General features: G+C 55.4%; 14 protein-coding genes. 4 read left to right on the forward strand and 10 right to left on the reverse strand.

Annotated features, from left to right (window positions below; translation table 11 throughout):
- The first annotated feature begins 16 nt into the window (after nt 1-16).
- Together DFP90_RS02135 and rpoH are read left to right on the forward strand one after the other, a co-directional pair.
- Nucleotides 17-994 (forward strand): RluA family pseudouridine synthase, encoded by a 978-nt coding sequence (locus tag DFP90_RS02135; protein ID WP_115934758.1) that lies wholly within the window; start codon nt 17-19, stop codon nt 992-994.
- Nucleotides 995-1121: 127 nt separating this feature from the next.
- The gene (gene rpoH / locus DFP90_RS02140) at nt 1122-2012 is read left to right on the forward strand and encodes an RNA polymerase sigma factor RpoH (RefSeq protein ID WP_115934759.1); all 891 of its coding nucleotides are present in this window, start codon (nt 1122-1124) and stop codon (nt 2010-2012) included.
- An 87-nt stretch (nt 2013-2099) separates the two neighbouring features.
- On the opposite strand, the gene DFP90_RS02145 is transcribed toward rpoH, so the two are convergent.
- The 8 genes from DFP90_RS02145 to epsC all read right to left on the reverse strand — a co-directional run bounded on the left by DFP90_RS02145 (nt 2100) and on the right by epsC (nt 11138).
- Nucleotides 2100-2699, reverse strand: a complete 600-nt coding sequence (locus DFP90_RS02145; protein WP_115934760.1) for a hypothetical protein — start codon at nt 2697-2699, stop codon at nt 2100-2102.
- An 18-nt stretch (nt 2700-2717) separates the two neighbouring features.
- Nucleotides 2718-4757, reverse strand: a complete 2040-nt coding sequence (locus tag DFP90_RS02150; protein ID WP_115934761.1) for a serine/threonine-protein kinase — start codon at nt 4755-4757, stop codon at nt 2718-2720.
- Nucleotides 4758-4879: 122 nt separating this feature from the next.
- A complete protein-coding gene (locus DFP90_RS02155; protein ID WP_115934762.1) occupies nt 4880-6172 on the reverse strand; it encodes an adenylosuccinate synthase in 1293 nt (430 codons plus the stop codon).
- A 4-nt stretch (nt 6173-6176) separates the two neighbouring features.
- A complete protein-coding gene (locus DFP90_RS02160; protein ID WP_115934763.1) occupies nt 6177-7325 on the reverse strand; it encodes an ATP phosphoribosyltransferase regulatory subunit in 1149 nt (382 codons plus the stop codon).
- Nucleotides 7326-7530: 205 nt separating this feature from the next.
- Entirely contained in the window at nt 7531-7845 is a 315-nt protein-coding gene (locus DFP90_RS02165; protein WP_115934764.1) for a 2Fe-2S iron-sulfur cluster-binding protein, read from the reverse strand.
- Nucleotides 7846-7966: 121 nt separating this feature from the next.
- Nucleotides 7967-9136 carry a cysteine desulfurase family protein gene (locus tag DFP90_RS02170; protein WP_115934765.1) on the reverse strand — a complete coding sequence of 390 codons (1170 nt, stop codon included), beginning with the start codon at nt 9134-9136 and terminating at the stop codon, nt 7967-7969.
- 34 nt (nt 9137-9170) lie between these two features.
- Nucleotides 9171-10283 carry a cysteine desulfurase family protein gene (locus tag DFP90_RS02175; RefSeq protein WP_115935489.1) on the reverse strand — a complete coding sequence of 371 codons (1113 nt, stop codon included), beginning with the start codon at nt 10281-10283 and terminating at the stop codon, nt 9171-9173.
- 99 nt (nt 10284-10382) lie between these two features.
- Nucleotides 10383-11138, reverse strand: a complete 756-nt coding sequence (gene epsC / locus DFP90_RS02180; RefSeq protein WP_181905144.1) for a serine O-acetyltransferase EpsC — start codon at nt 11136-11138, stop codon at nt 10383-10385.
- A 248-nt stretch (nt 11139-11386) separates the two neighbouring features.
- Here epsC and DFP90_RS02185 point away from each other — a divergent pair, with 248 nt between their 5' ends.
- A complete protein-coding gene (locus DFP90_RS02185) occupies nt 11387-12046 on the forward strand; it encodes an alpha/beta hydrolase (protein WP_115934766.1) in 660 nt (219 codons plus the stop codon).
- A gap of 7 nt (nt 12047-12053) precedes the next feature.
- On the opposite strand, the gene DFP90_RS02190 is transcribed toward DFP90_RS02185, so the two are convergent.
- A complete protein-coding gene (locus DFP90_RS02190; RefSeq protein ID WP_115934767.1) occupies nt 12054-13142 on the reverse strand; it encodes an anhydro-N-acetylmuramic acid kinase in 1089 nt (362 codons plus the stop codon).
- Nucleotides 13143-13300: 158 nt separating this feature from the next.
- Between DFP90_RS02190 and tyrS the strand changes: the two genes are divergently transcribed.
- Nucleotides 13301-14554, forward strand: coding sequence for a tyrosine--tRNA ligase (gene tyrS, locus DFP90_RS02195; RefSeq protein WP_115934768.1), 1254 nt, complete (start codon nt 13301-13303; stop codon nt 14552-14554).
- Nucleotides 14555-14598: 44 nt separating this feature from the next.
- Here the strand turns inward: tyrS and DFP90_RS02200 are convergent, their stop codons facing one another.
- Nucleotides 14599-17994: a YhdP family protein gene (locus DFP90_RS02200; RefSeq protein WP_115934769.1), complete on the reverse strand. Its 3396-nt coding sequence runs from the start codon at nt 17992-17994 to the stop codon at nt 14599-14601.
- Nucleotide 17995 lies beyond the last annotated feature (1 nt).

The following is a 17995-nucleotide window of genomic DNA, read 5'->3' on the forward strand; positions in this document are numbered from 1 at the left end:
TATAGCCCATGCCACCATGGATGAGATCGAAACATACGAAATCGCGGTATTGCCGGAACATAAGGGCAAACGGCTGGACAAGGTCCTGGCCGATGCCCTGCCCGATTTTTCACGCAATCGTCTCAAATCCCTGATCATTGATGGCGGGGCAGTGGTAGAAGGCCGGACGATAGCCGACCCGTCCCACCGGGTCAAACCCGGCAAGACCGTGATCTTGTCTGTGCCGCATGCCGAAGAATTGGACCTGGTGCCGCAGGATATTCCCCTCACCATCGCCTATGAAGACGAACATCTGATCGTCGTCGACAAACCCGCCGGCATGGTGGTTCATCCGGCCCCGGGCAATGAAGACGGCACCCTGGTCAATGCGATCCTGCATCATTGCGGTGACAGCCTGCTGGGCATTGGCGGGGTCAAGCGCCCCGGTATCGTTCACCGGATCGACAAAGATACCAGTGGCCTGATCGTGATCGCCAAGGATGACCAGACTCACACGGCGCTCTCTGCCAAATTCAAGGCCAAGGATATGGAACGGCGCTATCAGGCGGTTGTCTGGGGCCTGCCCAATCCCACGTCCGGTCGGATTGAGGGCAATATCGGCCGCCATCCGGTTCACAGGAAACTGATGGCTGTGGTCAAAGCCGCCCAGGGTAAGCATGCGGTTACCCATTACAAGACATTGGAGGCTTTCGGCACCGGGGCCGCCCTGGTTGAATGCCAGCTGGAAACTGGTCGGACCCATCAGATTCGCGTTCATATGACCCATATCGGCCACCCTTTGATGGGGGATCCGGTCTATGGCCGGAGCTCAAAAACCCGGCGTGGCGGCATATCCACGGCGGCACAAGACTATCTCAGCACCTTTAATCGACAGGCATTGCACGCGAAAATTCTTGGCTTTGATCATCCGATCAGCGGTGAAAAACTCTCCTTTGAGAGCGATTTACCTAATGATATCAAAGATTTAATGATATCGTTGCGCCACAGTTCATAGTCTTGTGACTGGCCAGTGCCCCAAAAATACCTTATTTTAGAATGATCATTCAGGTATTGAAAAGTGATCTGCGGATCCCAATCTATCGTAATGTAAAACAGGCTGTTCGTCTTAGGGGAGAAATTTAATGGCTGGCATTGCCAACGTACCCGTGCTTACCCCCGAGGGTAATTTGCAGAGATATCTTGATGATATCCGCAAGTTTCCCATGCTGGAACCGGATGAGGAATTCATGCTGGCCAAGAGCTGGCGTGAACATGAGGATCGCGAAGCGGCTCAGAAACTGGTGACCAGCCATCTGCGTCTCGTGGCGAAAATTGCCATGGGATATCGCGGATATGGCCTGCCGGTGGCAGAACTGATTTCCGAGGGCAATGTCGGCATGATGCAAGCGGTCAAACGCTTTGATCCCGATCGCGGCTTCCGCCTGGCCACCTATGCAATGTGGTGGATCCGCGCATCGATCCAGGAATATATCCTGCATTCCTGGTCCTTGGTGAAGATGGGCACCACCGCCGCACAAAAGAAACTTTTCTTCAATCTGCGCAAAATCAAAGGTCGCCTCCAGGCCTTTGATGAAGGCGACCTGTCGCCCGAGCATGTCAAACAGATTGCTGAGGAATTGAGCGTGCCGGAACAGGATGTGGTCAACATGAACCGCCGCCTGGCCGGGTCCGACAACTCCCTGAATGCTCCGTTGAAAGCAGATGGCGATGGCGAATGGCAGGACTGGCTGGAAGATGATACCGACAACCAGGAAACCATGCTGGCTGAATCGGAGGAGTTGACCCTGCGCCGTGAAATGCTGCAGGACGCGATCAAACATCTCAACCCGCGCGAACAGGCGATTTTGACCGAGCGCCGCCTGAGTGAGCCGGCCAAGACGCTTGAGGAGTTGAGCCAGGAATACAATATCAGCCGCGAGCGTGTGCGTCAGATTGAGGTTCGCGCGTTCGAAAAACTGCAAAAAGCCATGAAGAATGCCGCTGTAGAACGCAAACTGGCATTACCGAGTTAATTCGGCCGGGCAACCAGCGCGGAATAACAAAAAAGGGGGAGCTTCACTAAGCTCCCCCTTTTCCGTTCCATTCGCCAGGATCCGGCGTTAACTCTCGGCAACCTGGTCCTTATCCTTGTCTTCTTCAGTCCGCTTCCGTTGTTCTCCCGGTGCTTTCATCGCCTCTTCAGCGTCAGCAATAAGATCTTCCGGGATCAGCGGCGCGGTATCGGCCACTTCCAAGCCCCATTCCTTGGTCAATTCAAGCTGGCGCTGCTTCAATTTTTTCATCTGCACGTCGTTGGAAATGGTTTTCACCGAGAGGACCAATGGCGGCAATGTGTAATAAATCGCCCAACCAAGCCCCGCCAGGCCAAACATGATTCCCCAGTTGATCGGATCCCCAAGCATCTCGGCAGCCCGTTGGAGGCTGTCATCGCCGCTTTGCCACATATCCATGGCAACTATGAAGGTTCCCGCCATATTCAGATAGGCAACAGTTCTTGTCGCATGTCGGCGTGGGTGGTTATCGACAATGAATGCCACCAGTGTCGGCACCATGCCGCTGACGATCAACAGCATCGTCGCCGGAAACAGGACGCCTGCGACAATGATAATCAGCAGCCAGACCAATGGCGAGCGCATCGGGGATTTCTTGGCCACCGCCGGTTTTGCTTTTGCTGATTTTTTAGCTGGCTTCTTTGCCATTGCCTCTCCGATTACCGACTAGAAAAACTTGAAGATGGATGTGATTGAGACAATCAACCCCGCCAGGATCCCGGCAATCGCGGCGGCGATCTGTCCACCTATCTGCTGTGCAATGGCCCGGCGGTTCACAATATCACGATAGAGCTGGATCTGATTGGAAACGCTATTGAAATACTCATGCGTCGCCGCCATAAAAGACCGCTTGTCCATCTCGACATCTTCCTTGCGGTCAATCACCTCCAGCAGATCCTTGAGCTTGCCCGAAGCACTGGCTTTCATCAGCTTCGAGAGCACCTCCTGACGGTGACTGTGGGAATGAAACCGTTCAATAGCGGGCGTCAGCAGGGTTACGGCGGCCACCGCCAGTTCCGGCAGCGGCACTTTCGGCGCAATTAGCTCCTGCACCTTTGCCAGCACGGACACTTGAGCAATGCGGCCGATATAGGGCGGATCAGCCGCGTCCATATCCCGAAACTCATCCCCAAGGCTGCGTTTGAAATGAACTGACAGGAATGCAGCGATCTGGCGGTCAACTAAATATTCCACTTCATTGCCCATACGGGCCGCCGCGCGGTTCATGGCCGGTAGGAAATAATCAATATCCGGTACAAAATCCTTTTCAAACAGGGAAGATTGGCAGGGAAGATGCTGATTGAACTGATAGATGATGGCATTTAGCCCGGCACCGATCCGGGTTTGACCCAGGATATGTTTCAATTTCTCCAGCTTTGCCAGAATCCGCAAATGCTCGGGATCCGTCTTCGATTGCATTTCCAGCCAAAATGGCATCAGGCCCATTGCGACCACCTGTTCAAAGGCGGATCGCATTTCAGGATCCTGAGAATGCACCCCGACAAGCTGGAAAATGCCATCCACGGTACCGGCAAATTCCTTCAACTGAATGGGCCGATCGGGAGATAGTGCAATCAGGGTACGGGCCATCATGCGATCACTGCCTTCCGCATTGGATTCCGCATCCACCCCTTTGGCAACATTGACCGCCTCCGTACGATCCTCGTCGGAAAGGGACCGGCGCAACCAGGTATCCAAGGTGCCATCCTGCACCAGTGTCTTGGCCTGCTCCCAATTCCTGGCAAAGCAATAGGCCACCTCGCGAGCCATATTCAGATCCTCGCCGGCAAATTTGAGCGCCCGGGACCCTTTGTCCGGCAAAGAATGCTGTTTGGGGGACAGACGCCGCCCGTCCAGCCAGAGCGCCACATCATCCAGCACCCAGCGTTCGTCCGGATCGTCAGACAACAAGCCGCGAAGGGGCTCCATCAACCCTGTGGACACCCGGTGCGAGCCAACCAATGCCGAATAAGTACCGTAACTCAGTTTCGCCTGGATCGCTGCTTCTTCCGTTTCAAATTTCGCTGCCGGATCCATGCCCGTTGAGGCGGCCAGAATGGTCACGCCCAAAGCATAGAAATCATCCAGCGCCGACCCGCTTCCCCGGCCTGCCGGGCTGCATTGGCAGGCTGGAATGGTCAGGTATGTGGCGGACTGGAACATAGCTTGCGGGGCGGTGCAACATTCGCCCAACAGGAATTCATCCCCCGCTTCATTATCAAAATAGATATTCTCCGGCCGAATCCGGCCATGGAAAACACCCTGATTGTGAATATCCCGCAGGACATTCACAATCGGTTGAATGAAGGCGCGGATCAAAACCTCTTCACTGAGCGGCTGGCCGGTCTCAAAAATCGAGGAAAGCGGTTTGCCCTTGGGCCGCTCACAGATGATCGCCGGATAACGACGCCCCTCGGCACCTGGCCATTCAACAATATCCCAGTCGACCACCCGCATATAATTGCGATGGTCAACCCGGTGCAGGGCACTGACCGCGCCAAGCCTGGGTGGATAGCGCGGATCACAGATGAAAGCGATCAGATTGCGGGTTTTGTCCCGCACATGGACAGTCTTGTAGGCTCGCGCCGTCGGTGCATCATAAGCCGCGTCCGGATTGCTGCATTGAATGACATAGCGGTTCTTGACCAGAATCTCCCCGGATCCCACCTGCTGCTCATCACCACCACTGGAAAACTTAACCGCCATCAGCCTTTTGCCCCGGCCCCGGAAAACCGGGTTAACCCATTAAAATAAAAAGGATCCAGTCGATTGAACTAGATCCTTTTCAATGTAACATGATTCCTGTTTGCACAAGAATGCTTTTATGGTCAGCCTTCGAAGGGATCGCGCACCAGAATGGTGTCTTCCCGTTCCGGACTGGTGGACAGCAAAGCCACCGGCGTTTCGATTAATTCTTCGATCCGGCGCACATATTTGATCATATTGGCCGGCAGTTCTGCCCAGGAACGCGCACCGGCGGTGCTTTCCGACCAGCCTTCCAGGGTTTCATAAATCGGCTCTACCTTGTCCTGCAGGCCGGTGGCTGCCGGCAGATGGTCAAAGGTTTTATCACCAACTTTATAGCCAACACAGATTTTCAACTCATCCATGCCATCCAGCACATCCACTTTGGTCAACGCAATACCGTCCATGCCGCTGACCTTGGCGGCCTGGCGGACCATGACGGCATCAAACCAGCCACAACGGCGTTTCCGGCCCGTGGTAGTACCAAACTCATGGCCACGCTGACCAAGGCCCTCACCAACCTCATCATGCAATTCTGTCGGGAACGGGCCAGAACCCACACGTGTGGTGTAGGCTTTGGTGATCCCAAGCACATATCCGGTGGATTTCGGACCGCAACCGGCACCACTGCCGGCTTGGCCCGCTGCAGTGTTGGAAGAGGTAACATAGGGATAGGTGCCATGATCGATATCCAGCATCACACCCTGAGCACCTTCAAACAAGACCCACTGGCCTTCATGGCGGGCTTCATCCAGAACCTTCCAGACCACGCCTGCATAAGGCAGGATCTTTGGCGCGATTTCCAGCAAGGTTTCAATCAGTTCTTCCCGGTCAACCGGCTCTTCGCCAAGGCCTTTCAGTAGGGCATTGTGATGTTCCAGGAGCGCATCGACCCGGCCTTCAAGCAGGCTGCGGTCGGCGAGATCACAAACCCGGACCGCACGGCGTGCGACTTTATCCTCATAGGCCGGGCCGATGCCGCGGCCTGTGGTGCCGATCTTGGCATCGCCACGGGCTTTTTCACGCACTTTGTCCAAACGCTGGTGAACCGGCAGGATCAGCGGCGCATTTTCCGCGATCAACAGATTTTCCGGGGTGATGGCAACTCCCTGTGCCTTCACGGTTTCGATCTCGTTCATCAACGCCCAGGGATCAATGACCACACCGTTGCCGATAACGGATTTCTTGCCCTCGCGCACAATGCCGGACGGCAGCAGGTGAAGCTTATAGACCTTGCCATCGATCACCAGGGTATGGCCGGCATTATGACCGCCCTGGAAGCGGACAACCACATCGGCACGTTCAGACAACCAGTCGACAATCTTGCCTTTTCCTTCATCTCCCCACTGGGAGCCAATGACAACTACGTTGGTCATCCGTTCATTCCTTTTCTACAGCGACGATACCGTCAAGCGTCAATACATGGCTGCATCGCAGACGCGCAGCCTCCGTCAAAACATCCTTTTCCGGCGCCAATCCGCTGACTGTGATCCAGCCTGCAGTCCGTTCGCGTCGGGCAATATCCAAATCCGTGCCGTGCGGCAGATAGAGCCTGGACCGGCGTTCCCGCTTAGGTACCGCCCGCAGGACCGTATCCATATAGAGTGAGAACCCGGTGGCCGCTTCATCAGCGGCACCGGCCAAATAACGGCCGCCCCGGCCCAATTCGCCGCGCACATCACGGTCAAAAAGAGTGAAGCTGAGGCCAGTTTGATATTCAAATCCACGATGTTCCACCGGATCAACGGTGACCATCAGGCCCAGCGCCATATCGGAAAGGCGCTCCACAACCAGTATCAACCGGTCCCGTTCCGCGGCCGCGGCTTCCGGCAGGGTTAATTCATTAAGGGCAGCGATCGCCTTGTCCGCCAGGCCGCTTGCCTGCAACAGACCGCCAAAAATTCCGGCAACCGGTCCAGCCATCGCGGCAATTGCGGCGGCATCTTTACGATCAAGGGCAGAGCGCACATCTTCCTTGGCATCCCGGTCCAGCCCCAGATCATCACAAATGGCCCGGACAATGGTCGGCAGAGAGATATCAACGGAGAGATTTTCAACACCAAGCGTTTGAAGCGCCTCGTAAGCCAGCGCGATCACCTCGGCATCCGCCTCAGGGCTGTCCGCGCCAATCAATTCGACCCCGGCCTGCGCCACCTGTCGTTCGGGGCGCAGCTGGCTGCCTTTCACACGCAGAACCTGACCGCCATAGAACAAACGCAGCGGCCGTTCCATCGCCGCCAGGCGCGAGGTCGCAATCCGGGCAACCTGAGGGGTCATATCCGCGCGCACACCCATCATGCGCTGGCTGACAGGATCCATCAGGCGGAAGGTATGCGGGGCCATTGCCTCGCCCGCCCCATCCAGCAGGTTTTCCTCAAACTCCACCAGCGGCGGCTCGACACGCTCATAGCCATGAATGGAAAAGGCTTCCAGCAGGCCGTCCATCACGGACGCTTCATGGATCGCCTCGGGCGGCAAAAGGTCTCTGAGCCCCTGCGGCAGCAGGGATTTCTTCACGCCACTATTCATGGAAATTGCGCGCTTTCCTAAAGTCGTTGGAAACTTCGGTTTTTACGGTCAGCTTGATAGAGGTTTTTAACCTCTCCGGCAAGCCCGCACGCGCCGAAAACCCTGATTTTTAGCGGCTTGCTTGTCTATACAGGCAACGGGCTCGACAAAAAACAAAGGGCCGGCAACCGCCAGCCCTCTTCCAAACCCGACCAATCATCTCTGATCAGATATCTTCAGGAACCGAGAATGTGATCCCGTCCATGTCATCGGTCACGGAAATCTGGCAGGACAGGCGCGAGGTCGGAGTCAGGCCAAATGCCAGGTCCAGCATATCGGTTTCATCTTCACCGGCCGGTTCGATCTTGCCGAACCAGTCGGGATCTACCACCAGGTGACAGGTTGCGCAGGCAAGCGAGCCTTCGCAGGCGGATTCGATGTCGATCTCGTTATCCATGGCGACTTCCATGACCGATTTGCCGACTTCGGCCTCTACCTCGGTTCTGCTGCCATCGCGATTGACAAAATTGATTTTTGGCATCTCTCACCTAGCCTATGTTCACAATCCTAACCATGCCGGGGCAATTCGCTTCTGAGCCCTCTTAGCCCGGCTTTCTGTCAAAGCCAACCGCAAAAGTCAAAGAAGATCTAAGCCAGACACGTCATTTTCCACCCCTGATGCGTCCTAGCGCCTCCAGCAGCATGGTGGCCGCAGCCGTCACCTCCTCTTCCGTGGTGAAACGGCCAAACCCGATCCGGATTGAGGCCGAAACTACCGACGGAGACTGGCCAAGGGCTTCCAGTACATGGGAATAATTGCCACCACCGGACGAACAGGCCGAGCCGGTTGAAACCGAAAGACCATCCAGGGCCGCCAGCAATTCTGTCCCTTCAACCCCTTCAAAGGTAAGATTAAGATTGCCGGCAATCCGCTTATCCAAATCACCATTGACGATCACATCAGGCCGCCCGGCCCTGATTTTTTCCAGGAAACTCTCGCGGTAGCGCAGCAGCCGGGCCCCTTCATCCGCCATTTCCAGGGATGCGATACGGCAGGCCTCACCAAAGCCAACACAAAGCGGCGGTGCCAACGTGCCGGATCGCAGTCCCTTTTCCTGCCCCCCGCCATCCATCATGGGCTCGACCGCAACTTTGGGCCGCCGCCGGACATAAAGCGCACCAATCCCCTTGGGTCCATAAATCTTATGGGCGCTGATACTCATCAAATCAATCTGCATGGCCTGGACATCCAGCGGGACTTTGCCCACCGCCTGGGCGCAGTCGGAATGAAACAGCGCTCCTTTTTCATGGGCTATCCGCCCAATGTCCGCCAGGGGGTGGATAACGCCAATCTCGTTATTCACCGCCATCACCGAAACCAGGGCGGTCTGCTGCGTCACCGCTGCTTCCAACCGAGCAAGATCTAAGCTGCCATCCGGTTCAACGGGCAGGATCGTCAGGTCAAACCCTTCTTCCGCCAGCCGGGCAACGCTTTCCAAGACACATTTATGCTCCGTGGCTACCGTCACAACATGGCTGCGCTCCATGCGTTTCCGGGTCGCGCGGGCCGCTCCTTTGATCGCAAGGTTATTGGACTCGGTTGCGCCGGAAGTGAAGGTGATTTCCTTGCCTTTGGCCCCGATTAGCCGGGCAATCCGTTCCCGAGCATGATCCACCGCCTCGGCCGCTTCCCAGCCATGACGGTGATCGGCGGAATGGGGATTGCCGAATTTTTCCGTGAACCAGGGCAGCATCGCATCAACAGCCCGGGGATCGGTAGGCGTGGTCGCCTGATAATCAAGATAGATCGGATTGCTCTGCCGGTTGCGCATGGTCTCTGCCGGAAAATTCTTAATGGACAATGATTTAGTTGTTAATGCGTTGTTTTTCAATAAAGGCGCAGTAAGCTTCGAAAAAGGCATCGATATCCGAAACTTCCGTTGCCCATCCCAGGCTGACCCGTATGGCGGAACCGGCCACCTCCGGCGGATAACCCATGGCCGAAAGAACATGGCTCTGCCGGACTTTGCCCGAAGAGCAGGCCGAGCCTGCACTGACCGCAATCCCTGCCAGATCCATCGCCATGACCTGTTTTTCCGCCCCAATTCCCGGGCTGGCGATGCAGGTGACATGGCCTGCCCGCGGGGCCTCAGCGCCAGCAATAACCAGATCGGGCAGCCGTTCGGTCAAACGCGTTTCCAGGCGATCACGCAACACGCTGATCCGGTCCAATTCCCCGGCATCTTCCGTCACCGCCCGACAGGCAGCACCAAAACCGGCCGCTCCGGCGACATTCTCAGTCCCCGCCCGGCGGCCTTTTTCCTGGCCACCGCCCTTGATTTCAGCCATCAAATGATTACGCGGGTTAACGATTAAGGCGCCGACCCCTTTCGGCCCACCGAATTTATGAGCGCTGATGCTCATCAGGTCGATCTGCATGTCGTCAAAAGAAAGCGGCAGTTTTCCCGCTGCCTGAACCGCATCCACATGGATCAGCGCCCCATGTTTCTTGGCAAGATCATTGATTTCTGCCAATGGCTGGATCACGCCGGTTTCGTTATTGACCAGAATAATGGAGAGCAATTGCCGCCCTTCTCCACCAGCGGCCAAAATATCCTCCAGTGCTCCAAGATCAATCAGACCGGCCCGGCCCACCGGCACGCGCGAGCCCTCCACCGCCTCCAGGACAGATGGATGCTCAGCCGCACTGGTGATGACCTTAACATCCGGGCCAAAGCCCTTTAGCGCAAGATTGTTGGACTCAGTTGCCCCGCCGGTGAAAACAACATTGGCCGGGACTGTGCCACAGAGCCGTGCAACATCCCGACGTGCATCTTCCAGCACCCGTCTGGCGGCCCGGCCCGATGTGTGGACGGAGGAGGGATTGCCCGCAACCGCCATGGCCTCAATGACCGCGTGGCGCGCGTCGGGGCGCATCGGCGCGGTTGCGTTATAATCCAGATAAATCTGATCAGCCATCACACGGCCCAACTTGGTTCATAAATCAAAAACGGTCCCAAAGGCATATCCTTTGCGACCGTTTTTCTAGAACGTTGCCTAAAGGCATTCAACCGCAATTCAGGCCTGTTTCTGTTTCTTGCCCTCGGCTTTATCGATCGCCGGCTTGTAAGGCAACGACCCGGAAGTTTTAGTCGCCTCATCCAATCGGCTTTCCAGGTCCTTGATCCGGGCATTGAGGGTGGAGACATGCTCCATCAAACCGTCCATGGCACGCGCCACGGGATCCGGCAGTTCGCCAAGCGGTGTGCCATATGGTGCAAATTCACCATCGGCCGATTTGGCCCGCGCAATCACCCTGGCCGGAATGCCGACCACGGTCGCCCGTTCCGGCACATCCTTGATCACCACGGCATTTGCGCCGACCCGGGCGCAAGCGCCCACCGTGATGGGGCCGAGAATCTGCGCCCCCGATCCGACAATCACATTGTCATTCAAGGTGGGGTGACGTTTGGTGCAGCGCTGCTGGTCGGAATCTTCCGACGGTGAAACGCCGCCCAGCGTCACATCATGATACAGGGTCACATTATTGCCGATTTCAGCCGTCTCCCCGATCACCACGCCCATGCCATGGTCAATGAAGAAACCTTCACCGATCGTGGCCCCGGGGTGAATTTCAATGCCGGTGATGAACCGTGCGGTCTGGGATAAGAAGCGCGGGGCCAGACGCCAGCCGCGTTTCCACATCCAGTTGGTCCCACGATACATCAAGATCGCATGGAAGGCCGGGTAACAAAGAGCGATTTCAATCCGTGAACGCGCCGCCGGGTCGCGTTTGATCATGCCATCTATTTCACGGATGATTTTGTTCAACATTCCTTCGCCCTCCTGATTGTCAGTCGCGGCCCTGGCATCCTGTCTCGCCTGCGATATTGACATATAGGCTGATTTGCCTCTTATGTCAGTGCAGTCTCACAAGGACCCTTAAACTATTCAATTATCGCTTAGATATAGGGGATATGCGAATCGCGTCAAGGTATAGCCAAGGAATACAGTTGTTCCAAAGCGTAACAGACCTTTGATCGATTCCGCCACATGCCACAGCCTAGGTTCAAGGAAACACCATGCCAGAAGTGATCATCAACGGACCGGAAGGCCGCCTGGAAGCACGCTACACAAAGGGTAAGTCGGACACTGCGCCGATCGCTCTTTTCCTGCATCCGCATCCGCAACATGGCGGCACCATGAACAACAAAGTGGTCTATGCCATGTACCACAGTTTCATGCAGCGCGGCTTTTCCTGCCTTCGGTTCAATTTCCGCGGCGTCGGCCGCTCCCAGGGCGTCTATGACAAAGGCGAAGGCGAGCTTTCCGATGCGGCATCCGCGCTTGATTGGCTGCAGGCCCAGAACGAAAATGCCAGCCAATGCTGGATCGCAGGTTTCTCCTTTGGTGCCTGGATCGGTATGCAGCTTTTGATGCGCCGCCCGGAAATCAACGGTTTCATCTCCATTGCGCCTCCGGCCAACATGTATGATTTCAGCTTCCTAGCCCCCTGCCCGTCTTCCGGCCTCGTGCTGCATGGCGACAAGGATGAAATTGTCACCGGCGATTCCATCGAGAAACTGGTGAACAAGGTCAATCAGCAAACCAATATCGACGTCGACTTGCGCAATATTGCGGGTGCCGATCATTTCTTCACCGGTCTTCTCGACCAAGTGACGGACAATGTTCACGACTATCTGGACCAGCACGGTCCGGATCGTCTTTCCGGCGCGGAATAAGTCGAACTCAAATCCAATCGGGTTTGACCAAATGCCCTCCAGCCAGTGGCCGGGGGGCATTTGTCGTCTTGGGGAAGCTGATAGGCAGACCACGCGCCGAACGGACTGCCATCAGGGCAAAGGCCTGTGCTTCGATCATGTCGCCATCCAGACCCAGCAGATCCACCGGTTCCACCGTGCCGGGCAGTTTTCGACGCATCATCCCCATCAGGGTCGCGTTATGACGGCCCCCACCGCAGATCAGCCAGGTTCTCGGCCGTTCCGGCAGATAATCCATAGCACGCAAAATAGCGGTTTTTGTGAAGGCTGCCAGGGTTGCCATCGCATCTTCGAGTGCCAGCCCTTCCACCGGATCTTTGCTGAAATCATGACGATCCAGAGATTTGGGCGGCTTCCGCCGGAAATAAGGGTGATCCATCAGTTCTGAGAGAACCGCCCGATCCACTTGACCCTTTGCCGCTGTCTTCCCGGCCTCGTCATAGGCCTGGCCGGCCACCTCCAGCATCAGATCATCCATCAAACCATTGCCCGGACCGGTATCAAAAGCAATCAGCCCACCGTCCGACCCTACATAGGTGATGTTCGAAACCCCACCGATATTCACGAAAACCACCGGTTTTTCCAAGCCTAGCGCCAGAGCACCATGATAGACCGGCGCCAGCGGTGCCCCTTCGCCACCGGCCGCGACATCTTGCGATCTGAAATCATAGACCACTGGGATCCCGGTTTCCCGGGCCAACAGCGCGCCTTTGCCCAGCTGCCATGTGAAACGGTCCGACGGCACATGATTGATCGTTTGGCCATGAAATCCAATGTAAGCAACCTCCGCCGCCGAGATCCCTGCTTTTTCCAGCAAGGCTTTGACCGCATCAGCATGTTTCAGGGTGATTTCCTCTTCCAGGGCGTTAACCGTATCATTGGTCTCCCGCAGGCCCAACACAGCGCGGATGCGGTCCTGGAACGGCTGTTCATACGCAATGGATAGCGCCGGGCCGAAATCGAATACCTTTTCACCATCCGTACGGATCAAAGCCGCGTCAATCCCGTCCATGGAGGTGCCGCTCATCAGTCCGATTGCCCATACAATATCTGCCATCTCGCCCCTCTTACTCTCAAATCAGCCCTCGCCATACAACAGCTTGCCAGGTTTTGTACCCCGGCTGCGAGTTGTCGGTCCCGACCAACTGTGCTAAATGCTGCGCCGCTTAATCTCATATGTGATTCGCATAGATAGAAACATAGGACCGATCTGCCATGACGTCACCACGTTCCAATTTCCTGAAAGCCGTTGTTGAACGCGGCTATCTACATCAGTGCACCGATATGGATGCCTTGGATGACAGCATGGGTAAAGGAACGATTTCAGCCTATATCGGCTTTGACGCCACGGCGGATTCCCTGCATGCCGGTTCCCTGGTTCCGATCATGTTGCTGCGCTTACTCCAGAAATCCGGTCACAAACCGATTGTTCTCATGGGCGGCGGTACCACCCGGGTTGGTGATCCCAGCGGCAAGGATGAATCCCGACAGCTTCTGACCGAAGAAAAAATCGAAGAAAACCTGGCCGGCATCAAACGTGTCTTTTCAAAATTCCTGACATTTGGCGATGGTCCAACCGATGCGGTGATGGTCAATAATGCCGACTGGCTAATGGGTTTGAACTATATCGATTTCCTGCGCGATTATGGCCGTCATTTCTCGGTCAACCGGATGCTGGGCTTTGAATCCGTCAAGATGCGCTTGGAACGCGAGCAGCCGCTGTCCTTCCTGGAATTCAACTATATGATCCTTCAGGCCTATGATTTCATGGAACTGTCGCGGCGCAATGGCTGTGTGTTGCAGATGGGCGGTTCCGATCAGTGGGGTAATATTGTCAACGGCATCGATCTGACCCGGCGTGTGGATGAAAAACAGCTGTTCGGCCTGACCGTGCCGCTGCTGACCACGGCCTCGGGTGCCAAGATGGGCAAAACCGCCGGTGGCGCGGTCTGGCTCAACGAAGACAAGCTGCCCTCCTATGATTACTGGCAATATTGGCGCAATACCGAAGATGCTGATGTTGGAAAATTCCTGCGTCTCTTCACCGAGCTGCCGATCGAGGAAATCGAAAGGCTTGAAAAGCTGGAAGGTGCCGAGATCAACGAAGCCAAGAAAGTTCTGGCTCATGAAGCAACCAAATTATGCCACGGCGAAGAGGCTGCTTTGCGGGCGGCAGAGACCGCACAAAAAACATTTGAACAAGGCGCTTTCGGCGGAGACCTGCCCAGCATTGAAATTGATCGTGGTGAACTGGAAGGCGGAATTGGCCTGCTGGACGCCCTAACCCGGGCCGGCCTGACCGCCACCAATGGTGAGGCACGACGTTTCGTTCAGCAAAGCGCGGTCAAGGTCAATGATGAAAAGGTTGATGATCCACGAGCACAGCTCAACACCGCCATGTTGAATGCCGAAGGCATTATCAAGCTGTCGGTCGGCAAGAAAAAACACGCTTTGGTTAAACTGACCTGATCACCAGGGCAGCACAAACTGGAAATCTGAAAGCGGCGGAAATACTAGTTTCCGCCGCTCTTGCTTCCTTCTCCCGGTGCCGAAGACTCACCATCCGGGAAAATATCAAAGATCTTCCGCAAGGCGCCCGGTGCCAGCGCAGACAGTGGATTGACCGTAATTTCCGGCTTATCCATCGGGCCTGACACTTCGTAATTCGCTCCCAGAAAACCGCTATCCTCGCCCCCGGTCAACAACCATCCCACGACGGGGATGATGTTCAAGACACGGTTAATGGCATAGGCAGGGGCCACTGTCCCTTTTGCATCGATCCGATCTTCATCAAGATTATAGCTGCCCTTGATACTGATCCCGATAGAGGGGCTGAATGCCCGGGCCTTGGCAAAGGACAAAACAGCTTCATCAAGGGAATAATCGGCTTCAAACCGGGAAAAAGGCAGTCCCTTGTCTGTGAGGGAAGTCAATATTCCCGTCAAGGACATGAATTCCAGAACCTTCGCCATCACCGGCGCCTTGACCAACGTATATTCATCCATCTCGACATGTCCGACCAACGGTTCATCGGCGGATACTCTATGTCCGGTGACTTTCAGATTTCCGCCTTCAATACGATCAAACAGGTTCAAATTCCGGAAAGCCGTTCCTGCGTTATCCGCCGTTGCCAGCAACCGATAACCTCCGCCTTCCGGGCCATAGTCAATTTCCAATTCGGAAAGATCATCCAGTACCGAAGAGAGATGGAACCGCCGAACGTTTTGGCCGTCATGACGAATTTCCAGGCTCGAAGGACCAAGGCGGCGTTTGGGGATCGCCGTCAATTCTGTAAATGTGGCACGGATCGAAAACGGCGTGGATGCCTGTTGTTCTTCCGATAGTTTTTCAAGTTCCAATTCTCCCAGCGCCTGATCGATGATTCCTGTCAGATCAAATCTGTCCCCTTCCAGAACCACTTCGTAGGCCCCCTTTTCCGTCAAGGAGAGCTTGCCCGTGGTCCTGCCGCCATCAAGGACCATCTCCTTCATATCAACCGACTGGATTACCGACATATCCTCAGAGAGAACCATGTCGAAATCCGTTTCCAGTGTTTCGTCTTTAAACCGTATCTTATTCAGTCGGACCGGCTGGCCATCTTCCAGCAGCATGATGAGGGAAAGGCTTGCCGGAAAAGTTCTCGGCTTCATCCAGTTCAGGGGGGCAATCACCATGCCTGAATCCGTTAAATCAGCATCCAGAAGCAGTTTTTGACTACCATCCCGGAACTCCTGGCTAATCAGTTTGACCTGGGCCGGACCTTCAATAACCGGCGCAACCGTATGGCCGAATTTTTTCAACAGATGTTCATCCACCTGACCACTCGCCGTCAGCTCTTTACGCAGGGTCTCGTCATCGCCAAAGCGCTCTTTCCAAGTCACCCGAAGCGGCGTTTCCTCCAGGACCACATCACCGGCAATTTCAAAACCGTCATTATCGACAGCCATCTCCAGATCCTGCCCTTGGACCGGTCTTCCCTGGAAGGCATCCTCCATTTTGAGATTTGTCAGTTTGGCGCTGGCTGTCACATTAATGCTCTTGGCCTCCAGGTCATTGATCAGAGGAAAAGCAAGCCTTACCGCGCCAACAGCATCTGCATTTACTGTTGCCGGATCAAAACCGATTCCGGAAACCAGCTTCAGCGGCTCGTGATCGACCAATTCCAGGGTCTCCCGGAAGGGGCCTTTAATCTGCAGGTTAATATCAATGGTTTCATCAACCCCGATCCCAAGGATATTGATCTTACCACCGGTTAGATGAAGATTGCCCACATGGCCTGTCGCGACATCAATATCAAATGTGCTTTCGTCAAAGACTGCCCGGCCGGAAACCCCGCGTGCAGGCGGCAACGGATTGAGATAATCCACCACCGAGTCCTGCATCAGAATTTCCCCTCCCATGCGGGTTAACTCAAAAGTCCCTTCGTCCCCCAGCAAACCCGCTATGGAAATGGTTGCCTCAGGCACAAAAGCTTCCGGAATATTGGGAACAACCCAGGCCCTGGCATCGCTGCCGAGATTTTCAGGCCAATATTTGTCCAGACTGGCAAAGTTGAAATCCGTCAATTTGCCATCCAGTTCCACCGAACGTCCGGTTTCTGTCTGGACGATATGGGCATTGGCGCTCAGCGCACCATCCGGCAGATCAATTTCGAGGGTTTCGAGCACGACGTGGCGGCCGGAATCTGAAATTGCCGCGCTCATTCGCAGAGCATCGAATTGCAGTGCTTCATGATAGAGACTGGGCACGGCAACCGTTCCGGGATCCATTGCCAGGGAGATACCGACATCCCCAAAGGTGACGTTTTGACTGTGACCATTGACGGAAAACTCGATCTCAGCCGTTGCATCCGCCTTGGCCAGAATGTCAGCTTTTCGCAACTCTTCTGGCAGGTAGGCACCCCACAGTCCCAACTGAGCACCTTCCAAGGTCAACCCGGCACGATAATGCCGTTCGCCTGATCCTGACGGATCGCCTGAAACCTGGCCCAGCTTCACCGAAAGCCCCCCGGCTTCCGAAGAAACCAGCAAATTTGCAGCCCGTGGCCAGCCGTCCTCGCCGATATCAGCGTCGCCGCTTGTCACCAGTTTCGGTAACTCTGTGGATAGCAACGCCACATCAGGGAAAAAGCCGCTAAGGATAGCCGGATCCATATATGGACTGTCAAAAGTCACATGAAAAATGTCTTCTCCAAAATCCTTGGTCGCGATCAACGAGAGATCCACTGAAATGCCATCAAGCTGAAGCAATCCATCAAATTCAAGGGCAACTCCAAAGCCCGTGCGTTCGATATCAAGCTTGGCGATACTGGCATCCCATTTCCGCCCGGTCTTCTGGTCATCGATGGTCACCAGCGCATCGGCGAATGTGATGTGATTGAGATAACCGAACCGGCCCTGATCTTCTGCCGCACCAGCCGAGCTGAAACCAGTCAGCAAATCCATCAACCCTTTTCCGTCATCAGCGGGCGCGACCTCCCCCTGGCCGACATCCATTACAATGCCCCAGTCGCCAAGATGATTTCTCTTCAAGGAGAATTTCGGGTGCAGGAATTCCAGCATGGTCGGCGCGATGGTACCCTCGCGCAGCGCCTTGAGAGAAAATCCGACGGAAATCTCGGGTAAAACCGCAACAGGTGCATGTCCTTTCTGGCGCGGGCTGATCATCACATCCTGGGCGACAATATCAACCGCACGGTCCCATCCGCCCCAGGTTAAAACAGTTGTACCAACATCAAAGGTAAAAGGAGTGTCTTGAGAATTCAGCGCCTCTTCCAGGGAGGGCGTAATGAAATCCAGCTCCACAGGCCCGCTGGACAATTTCCAGACCGCAGCGGCAATCAGAATGAACAGCCCGGCAAGAAGGCCGGCACAAACCTCGACAAAAAAACGTAAGGATCGGGCTGTCACG

This window comes from Aestuariispira insulae (assembly GCF_003385955.1).
Classification (GTDB): Bacteria; Pseudomonadota; Alphaproteobacteria; order UBA8366; family Aestuariispiraceae; genus Aestuariispira; species Aestuariispira insulae.